Source organism: Streptomyces sp. NPDC055099, assembly GCF_053607685.1.
The window spans coordinates 400,768-417,403 of record NZ_JBSGUA010000002.1 but is presented as its reverse complement, the minus strand read 5'-3'; the positions used below and the strand labels follow the sequence as shown (position 1 = coordinate 417,403).

Here is a 16,636-nt window from a genome sequence, read left to right as displayed (position 1 = left end):
AGCGCCGGGTGCTCGTCAGGAAACCCGCACCAGGTGCACCGCCGCACTCGCCCAGTCACCTGGCGGCAGCTCGGGCCGCAGGCCGTAGTTGCTCAGGACCGCCGCGGAATGCACCGCGCCGGTGCGGGTGTCGCGGTAGTGGCCTGCGGGGTCGAGGTCGGCGAGGCGCAGGGGTGGGCTCGTGGTGCCGTGGCGTGGGGCGCGCCGCCAGATCAGGAGCAGGGTTTCGTCGGCGTTCGGCGCGGTGTACTGGACGGCGGACGGGCCGTCGTCGACGGGGCCGCGTGGCCGGTGGAGCGTCCCGTGCTGGACCAGGTGGCGTACGCGCTTGTACTGCGCCACCAGGCTTGCCCCTTCGGCCAGTTCGTCCTCGGACCAGCGGGTCAGGTCGCCGCCGAGGCCGAGAACGCCCGCCATGGCGACGTGGAAGCGGAAGCGCAGCGGCACCGAACGGACGGTCAGCTGGTTGGGGACGTCGGTCACCCAGGCGGACATCGTCCGGGCCGGATAGATCTGGCCGTAGCCGTGCTGGATGAGGACACGGTCCGCCGCGTCGGTGTTGTCCGACGTCCACGCCTGGTCGGTGCGGGACAGCATCCCCAGGTCGACCCGGCCCCCGCCGCCGCTGCACGTCTCGATCCGCAGGGCGGGGTGGTCGGCGCGGAGGCGGTCGATCACGTCGTAGAGATGGTGGACGTACGCCGTCCAGACGCGTTCCGCGCCGTCCGCCCTGTCCGGCCGGCCCGCTTCGGTGAAAGGCCGGTTCATGTCCCACTTGAGGAAGTCGATCCCGTGCTCGCCGACGAGGCGGGTCAGCCAGCCGTAGGCCCATTCCGCGACGTCACCGCGGGCGAAGTTGAGCACGAGCTGGCTGCGCAGCTCGGTGCGGGTGCGGTGCGGGAAGTGCAGGACCCAGTCAGGGTGCCGGCGGTAGAGATCGCTGTCCGGGTTGACCATCTCGGGTTCCACCCACAGTCCGAAGCGCATCCCGAGCCGGTGCACCTCGTCCACCAGGGGCGTGAGGCCGCGTGGGAAGCGGTCCGGTGACGGCGTCCAGTCGCCGAGCCCCGCGGTCTCGTCGCGGCGCGCGCCGAACCAGCCGTCGTCCATGACGAAGAGCTCCGCGCCGAGTGCCGCCGCGCGGGTCGCCAGGGCCAGTTGGCCGGCCTCGTCGACGTCGAATCCGGTGGCCTCCCAGGAGTTGTAGAGCACCGGGCGTATCTCGTCGGGGTGGGGCAGCACATGGGCGAGGACGTAGGCGTGCCAGGCGCGGCTCGTCGCGCCGAAGCCGCCGTCCGCGTACAGACCGGCGAGCCGTGGGGTGGTGAACTCCTCGCCGGGGGCGAGCGGTTGGGTCATGCCCTCGTGTCCGGGGCCTGCGGTGAAGCCCGCCCTGCCGTCGGGAGTACGTTGCACGGTGACGCGCCAACTCCCGCTCCAGGCAAGGACCGCGCTCCAGACCTGGCCGTGGTCCTCGGTCGCCTCGCCCGCGTCGAGCATCACCCAGGGGTTCGCGTGATGGCTGGTGATGCCCCTGCGGCTGGTCAGTACCGTCTCACCGAACGGCAGGCGATCCCGGCGCAGTTGGGTCTCGGTCGACCACTGGCCCATGACGTGACTGAGCCGGTAGTCGTCCCTGGGCGGCAGGGTCCACGCGGCGGAGTCGGCGCGCAGCAGTGCCACGGTCTCCTCGCCGCTGTTGCGCAGCACGCACCAGCGCTCGATGACGTCGCTGTCGTGGACGCGGTAGTGGAGGGTGACCTCCAGGGGGTGGTGGCGGTCACGGAACACCAGGGCCAGTTCCGACGATCCCGGAGCGGGCTCCCGTACGTGGTGGCCCGACGCCTCCCATTCGAAGGCGCGGGTGCCGTCGGCGAAGCGCACCTGCAGCGAGGGAGTCCCGTACCGCGCCCCGCCGTCCACGGGCAGCTCCTCGCCGACCGGTGGCCGTCCCTCGAAACTGCTGGCGGGTGGCGGCGGGGAGGCGGCGAGTTCCTCTGCCTGCGCCAGGGCCAGCCGCGGCCCCCACGCGAGATGGCAGGGAGCTCCCGTCTCGTCGATGCGCAGGGCGTACGACGTGCGCGGCGTGCTCAGCAGCCAGACGCCGGTCTCGGGGGCGAAGGAGATCACAGGCATGCGTCCTCACGTTCGGGAGCGGGTCGAGACCATGCTGCTGTCGCGACCGCGTCGCCCGCCACCGTTTTCGATCAACGGCCGGGGCTTGCCATGGCCTTTGCCGAAACGGCAAGGAAGCTTGCCGGTCCGTTGCGGTCGGGCGCACGGTGTCGGCATGACTGAGACGAACGAGCGAGACATCGCCGAGATGGAAGCGGACCTTCAAGCCGACGTGGACGTGCTGGTGGTCGGAGGTGGCGCGGCCGGGCTGTCCGCGGCGCTGACCCTGGCCCGGGCCAGGCGTTCCGTGCTGGTGGTGGACTCCGGGGAGCCGCGTAACGCCCCCGCCGACGGGGTGCACGGATTTCTTTCCGGCGAGGGCCTCGCGCCAGGGGAGCTGTTGCGGAAAGGCCGGGAGGAGGTCAAGGGGTATGGCGGGCGGATCGTGTCGGACACGGTGACGGGTGTCCGGCGGGTCGGTGAGCGCTTTGTCGTGGAGACCGCAGGAGGGCGCAGCCATCGCGCGCGGCGGCTGCTGGTGACGACGGGGCTCGTCGATGAACTGCCCGATGTCACCGGCGTACGCGAGCGCTGGGGCCGTGACGTCCTGCACTGTCCCTACTGCCACGGCTGGGAAGTGCGCGACGAACCGATCGGTGTCCTGGCGACCGGACCGATGGCGACGCACCAGGCTCTGCTGTTCCGCCAGTGGTCCTCGGACGTCACCCTGTTCCTGCACACCGCGCCCGAGCTGTCCGAGGAGCAGTGGGAGCAACTGGCCGCCCGCGGCATCGCGGTGGTCGACGGCGAGGTGGCCGGCCTGGATGTCGAGGACGACCGGCTCTCCGGAGTACGACTGACCTCGGGCAGGCGCATTCCGGTTCGGGCGCTTGCCGTGGCGCCGCGGTTCGAGGCGCGCGGCTCGATGCTGGCGGAACTCGGCCTGACGAAGGTCGACCACCCGATGGGCGTGGGGAGTTACGTGGAGTCGGACGCGACTGGGTTCACGGGCGTCGCGGGTGTCTGGGCCGCCGGAAACGTCACCGACCTGGTGGCGGGAGTCATGGTGTCCGCAGCGGCTGGCATGACTGCGGCCACGGCGATCAACGCCGATCTCGTGACCGCCGACACCACGGCGGCGGTGGCGGCACGGCGCGCCGCCGATCACTTCGGACCGGCTGCGGAAGCCGCCAACAGCCGTCGTGTACTGGGAGAAAGGCGGCACGGCATCGAGTCCGTACTGGCCGCCGAGAAGGCGCGCCACGGCGGAAGCGCGGGACGGTGACAGGCCGCGACAGCGGGCGGCACGGCGGATGGCGCTATTCCGTCGAAGCCTGTCATTAATGCCACTGGGAGGCGGTCGCGGACCCGGATAGCTTCGGCGGTGATCTCGCGATCCCGGCGACGACCGGCCGCGCACCGCAACCCGAAGGAATTCCATGCAGGTCATGCCGTATGTCGCACCGATCCTGATCGGCGTCATCTACGTCCTCGTGATGTCCCTGATCCGCGAACCGCACCGGCGCCGCTTCAACGCGATCATGGTGGCCGGTGCGGGAGCGGCCTACCTCAGCGGCGGCGGCCTCGGGGGCTGGGAGTTCGTCTTAACCGCCGCCGTCACCTACTGCGCCTACCGCGGCCTGGAGTCCTGGACGTTCATCGGAATCGGCTGGCTGCTCCACACCGGATGGGACCTGGTCCACCATCTCAAGGGCAACCCGATCATCCCCTTCGCCCACGACTCGTCGCTGGGCTGCGCCATCTGCGATCCCGTCATCGCGCTCTGGTGTCTGCGCGGCGGCCCCTCGCTCATCGGACTGATCCGCGGCCGGGCCGGTAAGCCCGTCCAGCCGGGGACCTGACTTTCTTTCCCGTGCGTGTGTCGATCCCGTGTGTCGATCCTGAGGCTGTTCGTTCGACGTGATGATGAGAGCAGGAACGCCGAGCAGGAACGCCGAGGAGGAGGACGTCATGCCGAAGGTGCGCGTTCACAACATCACCGTTTCGCTGGACGGCTTCGCGGCCGGATCCCACCAACGCCTGGACGAACCCTTCGGGGACAACATCGAGGGGCTGCACGACTGGATGGTCGCAGCGATGCGCGACCGCGCCGAAGGCAAGACGGGGATCGACGTCGACTGCATCGAGCGCAGCGAGGAGAACATCGGCGCCACGATCATGGGCCGCAACATGTTCGGACCGCAGCGCGGGCCGTGGCAGGACGAGTCGTGGCGGGGCTGGTGGGGAGAGAATCCGCCCTACCACCACGACGTGTTCGTGCACACCCATCACCTGCGGCCCTCGCTCACGATGGAGGGCGGGACCACCTTCCACTTCACCGATGAGCCCGTCGAGACGGTCCTCGCGCGAGCCTTCGAGGCGGCGGAGGGCCGGGACGTACGCATCGGAGGCGGTTCGGCCGTCGTGCAGCAGTATCTGCGCGCGCGGCTGATCGACGAACTGCACCTGGTCGTCGTGCCGCTCCTTGTCGGCAGGGGCGAGCGGCTGCTCGACAACGTCGCGGACGGCATCGACGGCTATCGGGTGACCGACCTGGTGAGTTCCAAGGCGGCGACCCACGCCTACCTGGTCCGTCGCTGACTCGGACCGCGAGGCCGAGAGGCAACGCGAGGGGCCGAGCGGGCAGTTGCGGCACTGTGACCGATTTTGCCGGATTCTGTTACGCGCTCTCCGGGTGATCGCAATGTCGGGTGCATACGTTTATGTTCCTCATTGTGCGACTCGTCGCACGACGAGGAACGCGTACCGACCGACACCCAAGGGGATCACTGCCGCCATGCGAAACAACCGTCGCAGCCTTCTGCGTACCACCGCCGTCTCCGCACTCGTCGGGTCGGTCCTGCTGATTCCCGCCACCGCCGCGCTCGCCGCGGGGGCCGACCCGGAGCTCCGGCCGGCACAGCCCGCGGCGGCCGAGCCCGTGCCGGGCGGGCCTGCCGCGGCCAAGCCCGTCGCGGCCACACTGACGGCGAAGGCGTCCGTCTCCCACGTCCGCGCGTGGCAGGAGCTGCGCATCACGGGCAAGGCCACCGGGCTGAAGGCCGGCAGCAAGGTGACCCTGCAGCAGAAGCAGCACGGGGCGTGGAAGGCCCTTCCCGCCACCACGGTCACCAACGCGTCCGGGAGCTACGGCCTGCGCGTCAAGCTCGGCCTCAAGGGCAAGAACGAACTGCGCGTGGCGAGCGGCGCCACCGTCTCGACCGTCGTCACGGTGACCGTGAGGTGACGCGCGGATCCGCCGGCCCGGCGCGGGCCGGCGGATCAGGTGCCACCGGGCGCGACCGCGCGCGTCAGGCCCCGGGCGCGCGCACGACCAGCAGGTAATAGTCCATGTGGTCGCGGCAGAAGGAGCGGTAGGGGGCCATGAGCGGATCGGTGTGGGCCAGGGACTCCTTGCCGAACCGCTCCTCGATCTCGCCACGCCGGTCCTCGTAGAGCACGCACATGAGCTCGCCGCACAGCGCCGCGTTCGCGGTCATGTCCCGTATGGACTCCACGCGGAAGCCGGCCTGTTGGACCTCGTCGACGAGGGTGGCGAAGGGGGAGAGCGGGGGACAGGACCACATCTGGGTGAAGGCCGCCACCTGCTCCGCGGTGGGGCTGCCGCGCAGGGCGAACTCCGTGAACAGGAATCGCCCGCCCGGACGCAGCACGCGCAGGGCTTCCCGCAGCCCCGCGGGGCGGTCCGAGAGGTGGGGGATGCAGTCGATGGACCACGCGGCGTCGAAGGCCCCGTCGGCGAAGTCCAGTTGCATGGCGTTGCCGTGGACGAAGTCCACCCGGTCCGCGAGGCCTTCGGCTGCTCCCCGCGCGGTGAGGTGCTCCTGACAGCGGGCGAGCTGGCTCTTGCTGACGTTGATCCCGGTGACGCGGGCGCCGGTCCGTTCGGCCAGGCGGACGGCTGGGCCTCCGGTGCCGCAGCCGATGTCGAGAAGGTGCTCGTGGGGTGCCAAGTCGATGGTGTCGACGAGGAATTCGGTCTGCCGGTCCTGGGCGAGGTCGGCCATCGCGGCCAGGGTGGTGACGGGCGGGTGCGCCCCGTGCGGCGCGTACATGCCGATGTGCAGGGCGGTCGAACCGAGCGTCATGGCGAGCATGTCGCCGAACTGGTCGTACATCGCCCCGACTTCTTCGGGAGTGGGGGCCGTCGAACCGCTTGCGCCGAGGTCTTCCACGGTCATGGTGCATCCCTTTCAGCGACGGTGTGGTCGGTCAAGGAAGTGCGCCCGCGATAGCGCGTACGGGGGAGGGGTTCGAGGGGCGTGATACGAGGGGGGAGCGTGATACGAGGTACGCGCCGGGCGCTGGGACGCTAGCACCGGCCGGGCTCACGTTGGAGCCCCGAAAGCGCCATATGCAAGCCTCATACGCCAAGCGCCACGCATGCGCCGCCGGGCGCCGACCGGCTCTGGCTCAGCCTGGGCCAGCCGGTGCCCGGCGGCGGTCAGTCACGTTCCGTGCGTCCCGACGGCTCGGCGGAGCCCTCGGCCGCGGCGTGCGCGTCGACCTGTCGTTCCACCTCGCGTGCCTCGTCAGTCAGCATCCGCAGTCTAGCCTCGGCCTGATCCGCGCGGGCCTGGAGGCGGGCGGTGTCGTCGGCGATGACCTGGCAAGCCAGCTCCATCGCTGCGTCCACGTCCTCGGCGGAGCCGCGCTCGGCCAGCTCCTCCAGGGCGCCTTTGACGGCGGGGATGCCGCCGCGGGTGTGGATGTCGTTCCAGAACTCATAGTCCATCCGGGCAGTTTGCCGGATTCCGTACCGCGGGGCGAACCGCGCCCGTGTGCCCGGACCCGCCCGCGGGTCCAGCTGGCAGAGCGGGTCAGGCGCGCAGGCTCCGCAGGGCCTCGTGGCACGCGGACGCCGCGCTGTCGGTGGCCTCGGAGCAGAGACGGCAGTGCTCGTGCCGCGGGGCGTGCTGGGAGCACAGCTCGTGGCTCTGTTCGCAGGCGATCGCGCACGCCGCCAACTGGGCCACGAGGAGCGCGGGATGGGCATCCGTGCCGCGCGTCAGGACAAGCCGCGTGGCGGAGGCCACGTCGGCGCAGTTCAGGTCGCGGTTGATGGCGGCCCGCAGTTCGTCGGCCTCCTTCTCGGCGAGCATGCCGACCGCGCAGGCGGTGACGGCCAGTTCGCACGCCGAGAGGGCGTCCACGGTGGTGGCCAGGGTCTGGTTGTCGAGGTGGTCGGCACGAGTGGCAAGGCTGTCGAACAACTCGCGTGTCTGGAGCATCGTGTCTCCAACGGGCAGTGTCGAGGGAGCCCCGGCCCCGGGGGATCCGGTCCTGAGGACGCCCGGACTCTCGACGCTAGTCCCGCCCTTGCCGTCGGTGAAGGGCGCGGCGCCGGCCAATCGTGGTGCCGGCCAATCGCGACGCACGCCAGCCGCGACGCACGGGCCAGCCGCGACGCACGCAGTCGCGACCTACGCCCATCGCGACGCACGCAGTGGCGGCCCATGGTGGCCCACCGGTCTCAGGTCCCCGCGCCATCCCCTCCCCGCGAGGGTGTGGCGCGCATCACACAACTCCCGCGCATCGTCGGGAACTCATCCGCCCCGGCGACCGACTCCTGCACCGGCCCACTACGGCCGAATCGCGCCACCTTCAGCCAGGAGAGCAGCTCATGTCCGCCGAACCCACACTCCTCGCCCCGGACGACGGGCAGGAGACCCAGGGGGCGCCGCCCTCCGCAGGACGGTCTGGATGGGCGTCACTGCGTCCGCTCGTGCTGCGACTGCACTTCTACGCCGGAGTGCTCATCGCGCCCTTCCTGCTCGTCGCCGCCACCACGGGACTCCTGTACGCCTGCTCGTACCAGGCCGAGAAGATCGTGTACTCCCACGAACTGCGCGTCCCCGTGGGCGAGAACAAGACCGAGCTGCCGATCTCGAAGCAGGTGGCCGCCGCCCGCAAGGCGCACCCCGAGGGCACGGTCAGCGCGGTGCGGCCCTCGCCCGAGGACGGCGCCACCACCCGTGTCCTGCTGGCCGGAACCCCGGGCGTGGACGCCGATCACACCCTCGCCGTGTTCGTGAACCCGTACACCGGTGAGGTGCGGGGCGCCCTGGAGCAGTACGGCTCCACCGGCGCACTGCCGCTGCGCACCTGGATCGACGAACTCCACCGCGATCTGCACCTGGGTGAGACCGGCCGGCTCTACAGCGAACTCGCCGCCAGTTGGCTGTGGGTCATCGCGGGCGGCGGCCTGGTGCTGTGGTTCGCGCGCCGCCGCTCCCAGCGCAAGCTGCGCGGTGCCACCGGCCGTCGCCGCACGCTCTCGCTGCACGGCTCGGTGGGCGTGTGGGCCGCCGGCGGGCTGATCTTCCTGTCGGCGACGGGGCTGACCTGGTCGGCGTACGCGGGTGAGAGCGTCAGCGACCTGCGTGAGGCCATCGGGCAGACGACACCGGCGCTGGCGGCGACCGCCGGGGGCGGCGGGGAGCACGCCGGGCACGGCGGACCGGGCTCGGGAGGCGCCGCCGACGGGGTGGGGCTCGATGCCGTCCTGAAGGCGGCCCGTGCCGAGGGGCTCTCCAACCCGGTGGAGGTCGTACCGCCCGCCGATGAGTCGTCCGCGTATGTCGTCCGGCAGATCCAGCGCAGCTGGCCCGAGAAGCAGGACTCCGTCGCGGTCGATCCCGCGACCGGTGAGGTGACCGAAGTGCTGCGGTTCGCCGACTACCCCGTGCTCGCCAAACTGACCCGCTGGGGCATCGACGCGCACACCGGCACGCTCTTCGGGCTCGCCAACCAGATCGCCCTCGTCGCTCTCGCCCTCTGCCTGATCCTGATGATCGTGTGGGGGTACCGCATGTGGTGGCAACGCGGGCGCGGCAGTTCGTTCGGGCGTCCGCTGCCGCGCGGGGCGTGGCAGAACGTTCCGGCGTACGTCCTGGTCCCGCTGATGGCGGCGATCGCCGTGCTCGGCTACTTCGTGCCGCTGCTCGGCATCCCGCTGGCGGCGTTCCTCGCCCTGGACATCGTGGTGGGGGAGATCGCCTACCGGCGCGGCAGGCGCAACTACGCCTGAGCCCGGCTCAGTCGTGCGTGGCCGCACCGCTGAGGTGGTGGTCGGCGAGGTTCAGGACCTCGTCGACCACGCGGCGCAGGTGCCCGTCGGGAGGGCCGTAGACCATGCGGCGCCCTTCCTTCCGTACGGACACGAGTCCGGCGAGGCGCAGTCGGGCCAGGTGCTGGCTGACCGCCGGGCGAGCCGCGCCGCATGCGGCGGTCAGCGTCGTGACGTCCGCCTCGCCCTTGCCGAGGGTGTGCAGCAGGGCGAGGCGGGTGCGGTCCGCCAGGAGGCCCAGGACCTGGGCTGCGTGGGTGTAGTGCTCGGCGCCCGGATCTTGCGGGTGCGCATCGTGCGCAGGTGATAGGTGCATGCGTGCGCTCATACGCACATAATGGGCTCGGGCGCCTCGCGGTGTCCACTCCCCGTCCCGCGTCGGAAGGCCGTATACGTGAGTGAGCAGCACGGACACGTTCATCGCCAGCACGGACATCTTCACACTTCGCACGAGCACCCCGACGAGCACCGCCACGGGCATGGCCACGGTGACGGCGACGGCCACGGCGGGTCGGACCGGGCGGCGCGGTGGCGGCACAGGCTCAACCACCTGTTGAAGCCGCACTCGCACGAGGCCGCCGACAAGGTCGACACGGCGCTGGAATCGTCCGCGCGCGGCATGCGCGCGCTGTGGATCTCCCTGGCGGTGCTGGGTGTGACGGCCGCGGTCCAGGCGGTGATCGTCGTGCTCACCGGTTCGGTCGCGCTCCTCGGCGACACCGTGCACAACGCGGCGGACGCGCTGACCGCGATCCCGCTCGGCATCGCCTTCGTCCTGGGCCGCCGGGCCGCCACCCGCCGCTTCACCTACGGGTACGGGCGCGCGGAGGATCTCGCGGGCATCGTCATCCTCCTGACGATCGCCGCGTCGGCGGCCTTCGCGGCCTGGGCGGCGGTGGACCGGCTGCTCAACCCCCGCACCCTGGAACACCTTTGGGTGGTGGCCGCGGCTGCCGTCATCGGTTTCATCGGCAATGAATGGGTCGCCCGCTACCGCATCCGCGTCGGCCGCGACATCGGCTCGGCGGCTTTGGTGGCCGACGGTCTGCATGCCCGGACGGACGGATTCACCTCGCTGGCGGTCCTCTTGAGCGCGGGCGGCGCCGCTCTGGGTTGGCGGCTCGCCGACCCGATCGTGGGCCTGCTGATCACCGCGGCGATCCTGCTGGTCCTGCGGGACGCGGCGCGCGAGGTGTTCCGCCGGGTGATGGACGCCGTGGACCCGGCCCTGGTCGACGCGGCGGAGGAGGCGCTCCTGACGGTCCCCGGCGTGCGTGGCGTGGGTGAACTCCGCCTGCGCTGGATCGGCCACAGGCTGCGCGCGGAGGTGGCGGTCGTGGTGGACGGCGAACTGTCGGTGCGGGAGGCGCACGAGGTGGCGGTCGACGCGGAGCACGCCTTGCTGCACGCGGTGCCGAGACTGACCGCGGCGCTGGTCCACGCGGACCCGGCGGTGGAGCCCGGGGGGTCGGATCCGCATACGGCACTCGCGCATCACGTGGGGTGAGGCGGGTGGTTGGTGCGCGGCGTCGTCCGTTGCCCACTTGGTGTGTCCGGCCGCATGCGGGGCTGAAGTCATGCGGGGCCGAAGGTGAGCGCCGCTCCCGCCCTGCGCCCCGGTACCGGTCCCGCAGCGGCTACTATCTGCGCCCATGGCGTCAGGGCTGAGGGGCATGGTGCGCGAGGGGCGGCAAAACGCCGCGCGTTGCGTCGTGTCAGTGATCGGCCTGGTGACCCTGCTGGCCGTCCTGTGCGTGTGCTTCTCTTCTGCCGCGCATCACGACGAGGCGCTCGACCGTGACGTGGTCGCCCTCTCCGCCGATTTCACAGCCACGGGCGGGAGCCCCGCCCCCGCCACCGATGACTCCTCCGTCGGTCACAGTTGCCCGCCCGGCGAGCGGTGCGCTTCCGTCACGCACACCGCAAGGATCACGCTTCCTGCCCCCGAACCATCGGTGCCGACGACGCTGGGGGAGGCCGGGCTGCCCGCGGCTCAGGTCGGCGCACATCCCGCCCCGCAAGCGCCTGTTCACCGTCATGCCCCGGATCTCCACGTCCTTCAGGTGCAGAGGACCTAGGCCGAAACAAGCGCCGCGGACCCCGTCCGGCATCGGACCCGGCTCCGGCGCGCCAGTGCCGATCACCTCACACCATCACCACTGCCGTGCCCCGGGCGGGCATGGCGGGGACAAGGACATAGCCGGACATGGGCACCTCCAAGACAGGCAAGAAGCCCGCGACCACCGCCGCACGCAAGGCCCGCATACAGGAGCTGCGCCGCGCTGAGCTGGCGCGAGACCGCCGCAACCGTGTCATCGCCATCACCGCGGGCGTCGCCGTGCTGGCCGGGCTCGCCGGATTCGGCTCGTACGTCCTGCTCGACGCCTCGGAGAGGAAGGACAAGGAAGAAGCCGTCGCGCAGGCCCCCGTCAAGGGAGAGAAAACGTGGGACGCGAAGAAGCTCGGGCGCAACCACGTCGAGAAGAAGGTCGACTACCCGATGACCCCGCCCGCGGGCGGCGATCACAGCCAGGCATGGGCCAACTGCCAGGGAGACGTGTACGACAAGCCGCTGGGCGAGGAGAACGCCGTCCACTCGCTGGAGCACGGCGCTGTCTGGATCACGTACAGCGACAAGGCGGCGCCCCGAGACATCAAGACGCTGAGTCAGAAGGTCAGCACGACGCCCTACACGCTGATGAGCCCGGTCGAGGAGCAGAAGGGCGCCCTCACGCTCACGGCGTGGGGCCGTCAGCTCACCGTGGACAAGGCATCCGACGCGCGGGTGGAGCAGTTCCTGGACAAGTACGTCCAGGGTGAGCAGACCCCCGAGCCCGGCGCGGCCTGCACGGGCGGGGTCGGACCGGCGTAAGGGGGGCGTCCGGGCGGGAGTGGCCGGGCGGAGAGCTACGGCCTCCACGGTGACTCCCGCCCGGCGACTCCCGCCGGGTGCCTTCGCGCAGCCCTGCGCCTAGTCTCTGAGGTGTGCTGAGCATCGTCGATGATCTGGCCGGGTTCGGACCGCTGCGGATGTGCGCCCACGCGCGGTCGGGCGACGACCCGGACGACCCGGCCGGTCTGCGCGTGCTCCTCGTCGCGGACGTGCTGGCCCGCGTCGCCGAGTTGCGCGGCCGCACTGTCCTGGTCGGGTGGACCTGCCCGCCGGCAGCGGCGGCCGACGCCGCCGGTATCCGTCCGGCCGACGCCCACGGCACCGTCGACGAGCTGGCCGAAGCTCTCGGTGGCCCGCCGACCGTGCACCTCACCAGCCGCACGTACGAAGGCGCCGACGGTCTCTCGCTCCACGTCGGCGAAGCCATGACGGCCGCAGGCGCGGCGGACGAGGACCAGCAGCCGGGCCGGGACACCCTGGCCCTGCGGCTGCTCCTGCTCGGCCGCCCGCACCACGAGCCCGTCGACGTATCGAAGCAGGCCCTCGACGCCGCGGGCGAGAAGCTGGCCCACTGGCGTGCACGCGTGGCCGCGTGGGCGGAGGAGCCGTCGAAGGCGATGCCGGCCGACCTGGTGAAGAGGGCCCGCGCCTCTCTGGAGAACGGTCTCGACACCCCGGCCGTCCTGAGGCTCCTCGGCGCCCTGGAGACCGCCGCCGATGTCCCGGGCGGCGCCAAGTTCGAGACGTTCGCCCACCTCGACCGCGTACTCGGACTGGAAATCGCCCGCGACGTGGGCCGTTCCCACTCTGCCGAGGTGTATCGCTGACCGATGACCGCGTCGGCGAAAACGCGATCATCGCGAGGTGGTCACGCCCCGCGCGTGTGCGGAAGCCGGCGGCATCTCCGCCAGCGAACCTGCCCACGCCAGGAAGCCTCAGCCTGAGTGCGCCGCCTGCGAAGCCCTGACGTCGACCACGAGTTTGCCGCGGATCCCGCCCGCTTCCAGCGCGCGGTGCGCCCCGGCGATGTCAGCCAGCGGGTACACCGTGTCCACGACGGGCCGGATCGCCCCGCTCTCGGTCAACCGGGCGAGTTCCGCGAGGAGTTGATGTCCGGGGTTGCCGCTGAAGAACCGTACGCGTCGCGGGCCGAAGACCGCGGACCCGATGATGTACGAGAGCGATGCCGCCATGCGGCTCGCGTCGAAGGTGACCGACACCATGCGCCCTCCCGGTGCCAGCAGTCGGCGGTACGCGCCGAGCTCCGTGCCGACCGTGTCGAGCACGACATCGAAGGGGCCGAGGTCGGCCGCGGCTGTGGTGGCGTAGTCGTACGCGTCGTCGGCTCCGAGGTCCCGTACGAAGTCGAGCTTTCCGGCGCCCGCGAGCGCCGTGACATGGGCGCCGTACGCGCGCCCCAACTGGACGGCCGTGCTTCCGACGCCGCCGCTCGCGCCGCGCACCAGCAGCCGTTCGCCCGCCGTCACACGGGCCTTGTCCCGCAGCGCCGTGATCACCGTCGTGCCGACGCCGGGCAGGGCCGCGGCCTGGACCAGGTCGAGGCCGGCCGGTGCGAGGGCCAGCTGCCGTGGCCGCACGACCACGAACTCCGCGGCGGAGCCGAAGCCTTGGGACCGGGCCAGGGCTCCCCACACCCGGTCGCCCGGGGCGAGAGCGGGCGGGGGAGAACCCACGGTCTTGGGGGACCCCAGGGCCGCCACCTCACCGGCGAAGTCGATCCCCGTGCGCTTGGGAAAACCTCGCCCGACGAGCTCCGTCACCAGCCGTATCTTCCCCGCCCGGCCCGTCAGCTCGCCGCCGTTCACGCTGGCGGCATGGACGCGGACCAACACCTCACCGGGGCCCACGACCGGCTTCGGCACCATCCCTTCGTACAGCACGTCCGGAGAGCCGTACCTGTCGTACAGAGCCGCGCGCATGTCACTCATCGTCTTCCTGTCCCCGTCGTGGCCCTGTCCCAGGCCGCCGGATGTCCCTGCGGATGTCACTGGCAGCGACGCTAACCCGCTAAACGGAGAGGGTCGTCCACTTGAGCTAATGTGAGAAACATGCCTGCTGATGCGTCTCGGATGCGGCCGGGGGCGGGGCTGCGCGCGGACGCGCTCGACAATCGGCGGCGCGTCCTCGAAGCCGCCCGCGAACTGTTCGCCGCGCGCGGCCTCGACGTGCCGATCGCCGCCATCGCCCGCCGGGCCGGGGTCGGCGTCGCCACGCTCTACCGCCGCTTTCCCACACGGGATTCCCTGGTCACGGAGGTCTTCGCGGACCAGCTCGAAGCGTGCGTGGGCGTCGTCGAAGTCGCCCTGGCGGCCCCCGACCCCTGGCACGGATTCCGTACGGTCATCGAGAAGGTGTGCGCCATGCACGTGGTCGACCGTGGATTCAGCACGGCGTTCATGACGGCGTTCCCGGACGCCATGGACTTCGAACGGGAACGCCGGCGCGCCGAGCGTGGCTTCGAGCAGCTAGTGCGCCGTGCGAAGGCCGCCGGCCGACTGCGTGCCGACTTCGACCCGGCCGACCTCCCGCTCATCCTCATGGCCAACAGCGGCATCACCGCGGACTCCACCGAGGCGGCCCTGGCCGCCTCCCGGCGGTTCGTCGCCTACCTCCTCGACTCCTTCCGCGCCGATCGCGCCGCCCCCGCCGAGCCCCTTCCGGCGCCGGTTCCCCTGGAACTCAACGACGTAGGCTCCCGCAGGTGAGACGACACATAGACTTCGAGCACCTGCACAACTTCCGGGATCTGGGCGGTTATCGGACCGCTGACGGGCGAACCCTGCGCTGGGGTCGTCTGTACCGCTCCGACTCGCTGGCCAAGCTGCGGGGCGCCGACTGGGACCTCTTCCTCTCGCTGGGCGTCCGCACCGTGATCGACCTGCGCTACCCGTGGGAGATCGAGGCCAAAGGGCGGGTTCCCGAGGCGGAGGGGCTCACCTACGTCAACCTCAGCGTGGAGCACCGCCCGTACGACCAGGCGGAGATCGACCCCGCACTCGACCCCTGGCGCTATCTTGCCGACCGGTACGCGGAGGTCGCCCTCGACGGCGCCGAGGAACTCCGCCAGGCTCTGGAGGTCATTGTTGAGGGCGACGCCCCGCAGGTCTTCCACTGCGCGTCGGGCAAGGACCGCACCGGTCTCCTCGCGGCGCTCGTCCTCGCACTGCTCGGCGTCGAAGAGGATGTCATCGCCGCGGACTTCGCCCTCACCGAACTGGCCACGGACCGGCTGATCGCGGACTGGAAGGCGGGCCACCCGGACCGGCCCCTGAACTGGCCCGGGTACGGGCGGGCCCCCGAAGAGATCATGCGCCTCTTCCTCGCCGACCTCACCACCACCCATGGCTCGGTACGCGATTACGCGGTCAAGCACCTCGGCGTCGACGACGCCCTGATCGACCGCCTGCGTACGCGGCTGCTGAACTGAACCACCGCTGAGACGGCGCGGCGGCTCAGCCCCGGAGTGCCGCGTACGTCCGCTCGGCGATGTCGACCACATTGTCCGGCCGGAACTGGTCCGCGAAGTGCCGCAGGCCCAGCTCGCGCTCGTCGTCCCCTTCGCGCGGCGTGCCGACGAGCAACTGATCGCAGTACTCGGCGACGTCCTGGACGATGCGCTCACACCGGTAGTACGCGAGCGTCCGTGCGTCGATCTCTTGCGTGCCGTAACCCCGGTAGAAGGCGGCGCACTCGGCGGCATCGTTCCAGACGCCGCCCACGCCACCGCCGACGAACATCAGGTCACGCTCCCGCGGCGCCATCACGGGATCATCCCAGTCGACCACCACGAGCGCACCGTCGTCGGTGACCATGACGTTCCCGGCGTGCAGATCACCATGGCAGAGCACCAGTTCGCCCTCCTTCCCGCGCAGCTCCGCCGCCAACTGCTCGGCCCTCTCGACGAGGGTGATCAGCTGCTGCCGACGGGCCTTGAGGAGGGCGGCCAACTCCCTTGCCGGGGCGTCGGGCAGACGCTCCGGTGGTGTGTCGGTGGCGAGATGACCGCGCACCTTGTCACGCCATTTCGGGCCGTACGTCTCCACCCGGACCGCCGAGCGCAGGGTGGGTGGCAGGTCGATCCGGTGCAGAGCCCGCACGGAAATCCCCAGCGCCGTCCACTGGTCACGTGTCAGGGGTGCGTCGAAGCCACTGCGCCCTACCACGAAGGGGTAGAGGACAGCGGCGTACCCGTCGAGGACCGTCGAGAGCCGGCCGTGGCGGTCGGGCACCGGCGCGACCACGCGGGCGGTCTCGAAACCGGTTCTGGCCTCGGCGGCAACGGCGGCAACGGCGGTAACGGCTTCGGCCAGAAAGCTCTGCAGCGGCGCCGTCGTGTCGTCCGCGGCTCCATGCCGAAGCTTCAGGAAGTACGTGCCGTCGTGCGCGGCGAGGCGGTAAGTGTCAGCTTCGGCGTCCGCACCGGAGGCCGTCGGAGCGACGTCGACGACGTGCAGCCCATAGGCGTGCCGGACGTGCCGGATCAGGTCCCCGCTGCTGACGCCGGACTTTCCGATCAT

The 16,636-nt window shown here is 71.1% G+C and carries 17 protein-coding genes; 10 read left to right on the top strand and 7 right to left on the bottom strand.

The window, feature by feature from the left end; translation table 11 throughout:
• Positions 1-15 precede the first annotated feature (15 nt).
• The gene (locus ACWFRU_RS06320; protein WP_453684943.1) at positions 16-2,136 is read right to left on the bottom strand and encodes an alpha-galactosidase; all 2,121 of its coding nucleotides are present in this window, start codon (positions 2,134-2,136) and stop codon (positions 16-18) included.
• 154 nt (positions 2,137-2,290) lie between these two features.
• Here ACWFRU_RS06320 and ACWFRU_RS06315 point away from each other — a divergent pair, with 154 nt between their 5' ends.
• From ACWFRU_RS06315 to ACWFRU_RS06300, 4 genes are all read left to right on the top strand, one after another.
• On the top strand, positions 2,291-3,400 hold the full coding sequence (locus ACWFRU_RS06315; protein ID WP_453684942.1) for an NAD(P)/FAD-dependent oxidoreductase: 1,110 nt from the start codon (positions 2,291-2,293) through the stop codon (positions 3,398-3,400).
• Positions 3,401-3,563: 163 nt separating this feature from the next.
• On the top strand, positions 3,564-3,977 hold the full coding sequence (locus ACWFRU_RS06310; RefSeq protein WP_453684941.1) for a DUF6010 family protein: 414 nt from the start codon (positions 3,564-3,566) through the stop codon (positions 3,975-3,977).
• A gap of 109 nt (positions 3,978-4,086) precedes the next feature.
• Positions 4,087-4,716: a dihydrofolate reductase family protein gene (locus ACWFRU_RS06305; RefSeq protein ID WP_453684940.1), complete on the top strand. Its 630-nt coding sequence runs from the start codon at positions 4,087-4,089 to the stop codon at positions 4,714-4,716.
• A gap of 196 nt (positions 4,717-4,912) precedes the next feature.
• The gene (locus tag ACWFRU_RS06300; protein WP_453684939.1) at positions 4,913-5,362 is read left to right on the top strand and encodes a hypothetical protein; all 450 of its coding nucleotides are present in this window, start codon (positions 4,913-4,915) and stop codon (positions 5,360-5,362) included.
• A 64-nt stretch (positions 5,363-5,426) separates the two neighbouring features.
• Here the strand turns inward: ACWFRU_RS06300 and ACWFRU_RS06295 are convergent, their stop codons facing one another.
• The 3 genes from ACWFRU_RS06295 to ACWFRU_RS06285 all read right to left on the bottom strand — a co-directional run bounded on the left by ACWFRU_RS06295 (position 5,427) and on the right by ACWFRU_RS06285 (position 7,367).
• Positions 5,427-6,317 (bottom strand): SAM-dependent methyltransferase, encoded by an 891-nt coding sequence (locus tag ACWFRU_RS06295; RefSeq protein WP_453684938.1) that lies wholly within the window; start codon positions 6,315-6,317, stop codon positions 5,427-5,429.
• A 263-nt stretch (positions 6,318-6,580) separates the two neighbouring features.
• Positions 6,581-6,871: a hypothetical protein gene (locus ACWFRU_RS06290; protein WP_453684937.1), complete on the bottom strand. Its 291-nt coding sequence runs from the start codon at positions 6,869-6,871 to the stop codon at positions 6,581-6,583.
• A gap of 85 nt (positions 6,872-6,956) precedes the next feature.
• On the bottom strand, positions 6,957-7,367 hold the full coding sequence (locus tag ACWFRU_RS06285) for a hypothetical protein (protein ID WP_453684936.1): 411 nt from the start codon (positions 7,365-7,367) through the stop codon (positions 6,957-6,959).
• Between the two features lie 392 nt (positions 7,368-7,759).
• Between ACWFRU_RS06285 and ACWFRU_RS06280 the strand changes: the two genes are divergently transcribed.
• Complete coding sequence (locus tag ACWFRU_RS06280; RefSeq protein ID WP_453684935.1) at positions 7,760-9,166, top strand: PepSY-associated TM helix domain-containing protein; 1,407 nt, start codon at positions 7,760-7,762, stop codon at positions 9,164-9,166.
• A gap of 7 nt (positions 9,167-9,173) precedes the next feature.
• Here the strand turns inward: ACWFRU_RS06280 and ACWFRU_RS06275 are convergent, their stop codons facing one another.
• A complete protein-coding gene (locus ACWFRU_RS06275; RefSeq protein WP_453684934.1) occupies positions 9,174-9,521 on the bottom strand; it encodes an ArsR/SmtB family transcription factor in 348 nt (115 codons plus the stop codon).
• Positions 9,522-9,599: 78 nt separating this feature from the next.
• Here ACWFRU_RS06275 and ACWFRU_RS06270 point away from each other — a divergent pair, with 78 nt between their 5' ends.
• The 3 genes from ACWFRU_RS06270 to ACWFRU_RS06260 all read left to right on the top strand — a co-directional run bounded on the left by ACWFRU_RS06270 (position 9,600) and on the right by ACWFRU_RS06260 (position 12,925).
• Entirely contained in the window at positions 9,600-10,712 is a 1,113-nt protein-coding gene (locus tag ACWFRU_RS06270) for a cation diffusion facilitator family transporter (RefSeq protein WP_453684933.1), read from the top strand.
• 699 nt (positions 10,713-11,411) lie between these two features.
• Positions 11,412-12,077 carry a DUF3105 domain-containing protein gene (locus ACWFRU_RS06265; protein WP_453684932.1) on the top strand — a complete coding sequence of 222 codons (666 nt, stop codon included), beginning with the start codon at positions 11,412-11,414 and terminating at the stop codon, positions 12,075-12,077.
• 113 nt (positions 12,078-12,190) lie between these two features.
• Complete coding sequence (locus ACWFRU_RS06260) at positions 12,191-12,925, top strand: hypothetical protein (protein WP_453684931.1); 735 nt, start codon at positions 12,191-12,193, stop codon at positions 12,923-12,925.
• Between the two features lie 108 nt (positions 12,926-13,033).
• Here ACWFRU_RS06260 and ACWFRU_RS06255 read toward each other — a convergent pair whose 3' ends face one another.
• The gene (locus tag ACWFRU_RS06255; protein ID WP_453684930.1) at positions 13,034-14,047 is read right to left on the bottom strand and encodes an NAD(P)-dependent alcohol dehydrogenase; all 1,014 of its coding nucleotides are present in this window, start codon (positions 14,045-14,047) and stop codon (positions 13,034-13,036) included.
• 120 nt (positions 14,048-14,167) lie between these two features.
• Here ACWFRU_RS06255 and ACWFRU_RS06250 point away from each other — a divergent pair, with 120 nt between their 5' ends.
• Together ACWFRU_RS06250 and ACWFRU_RS06245 are read left to right on the top strand one after the other, a co-directional pair.
• A complete protein-coding gene (locus ACWFRU_RS06250) occupies positions 14,168-14,824 on the top strand; it encodes a TetR/AcrR family transcriptional regulator (RefSeq protein ID WP_453684929.1) in 657 nt (218 codons plus the stop codon).
• Entirely contained in the window at positions 14,821-15,546 is a 726-nt protein-coding gene (locus tag ACWFRU_RS06245; RefSeq protein WP_453684928.1) for a tyrosine-protein phosphatase, read from the top strand. The genes ACWFRU_RS06250 and ACWFRU_RS06245 overlap by 4 nt, the downstream gene beginning before the upstream one ends.
• 25 nt (positions 15,547-15,571) lie before the next feature.
• Here the strand turns inward: ACWFRU_RS06245 and ACWFRU_RS06240 are convergent, their stop codons facing one another.
• The gene (locus ACWFRU_RS06240) at positions 15,572-16,636 is read right to left on the bottom strand and encodes a phosphotransferase (RefSeq protein WP_453684927.1); all 1,065 of its coding nucleotides are present in this window, start codon (positions 16,634-16,636) and stop codon (positions 15,572-15,574) included.

Coding starts and splice junctions, on each gene's coding strand:
- ACWFRU_RS06320 (WP_453684943.1), bottom strand. CDS start 2,136: ATGCCTGTGATCTCCTTCGCCCCCGAGACCGGCGTCTGGCTGCTGAGC.
- ACWFRU_RS06315 (WP_453684942.1), top strand. CDS start 2,291: ATGACTGAGACGAACGAGCGAGACATCGCCGAGATGGAAGCGGACCTT.
- ACWFRU_RS06310 (WP_453684941.1), top strand. CDS start 3,564: ATGCCGTATGTCGCACCGATCCTGATCGGCGTCATCTACGTCCTCGTG.
- ACWFRU_RS06305 (WP_453684940.1), top strand. CDS start 4,087: ATGCCGAAGGTGCGCGTTCACAACATCACCGTTTCGCTGGACGGCTTC.
- ACWFRU_RS06300 (WP_453684939.1), top strand. CDS start 4,913: ATGCGAAACAACCGTCGCAGCCTTCTGCGTACCACCGCCGTCTCCGCA.
- ACWFRU_RS06295 (WP_453684938.1), bottom strand. CDS start 6,317: ATGACCGTGGAAGACCTCGGCGCAAGCGGTTCGACGGCCCCCACTCCC.
- ACWFRU_RS06290 (WP_453684937.1), bottom strand. CDS start 6,871: ATGGACTATGAGTTCTGGAACGACATCCACACCCGCGGCGGCATCCCC.
- ACWFRU_RS06285 (WP_453684936.1), bottom strand. CDS start 7,367: ATGCTCCAGACACGCGAGTTGTTCGACAGCCTTGCCACTCGTGCCGAC.
- ACWFRU_RS06280 (WP_453684935.1), top strand. CDS start 7,760: ATGTCCGCCGAACCCACACTCCTCGCCCCGGACGACGGGCAGGAGACC.
- ACWFRU_RS06275 (WP_453684934.1), bottom strand. CDS start 9,521: ATGCACCTATCACCTGCGCACGATGCGCACCCGCAAGATCCGGGCGCC.
- ACWFRU_RS06265 (WP_453684932.1), top strand. CDS start 11,412: ATGGGCACCTCCAAGACAGGCAAGAAGCCCGCGACCACCGCCGCACGC.
- ACWFRU_RS06255 (WP_453684930.1), bottom strand. CDS start 14,047: ATGAGTGACATGCGCGCGGCTCTGTACGACAGGTACGGCTCTCCGGAC.
- ACWFRU_RS06250 (WP_453684929.1), top strand. CDS start 14,168: ATGCCTGCTGATGCGTCTCGGATGCGGCCGGGGGCGGGGCTGCGCGCG.
- ACWFRU_RS06240 (WP_453684927.1), bottom strand. CDS start 16,636: ATGATCGGAAAGTCCGGCGTCAGCAGCGGGGACCTGATCCGGCACGTC.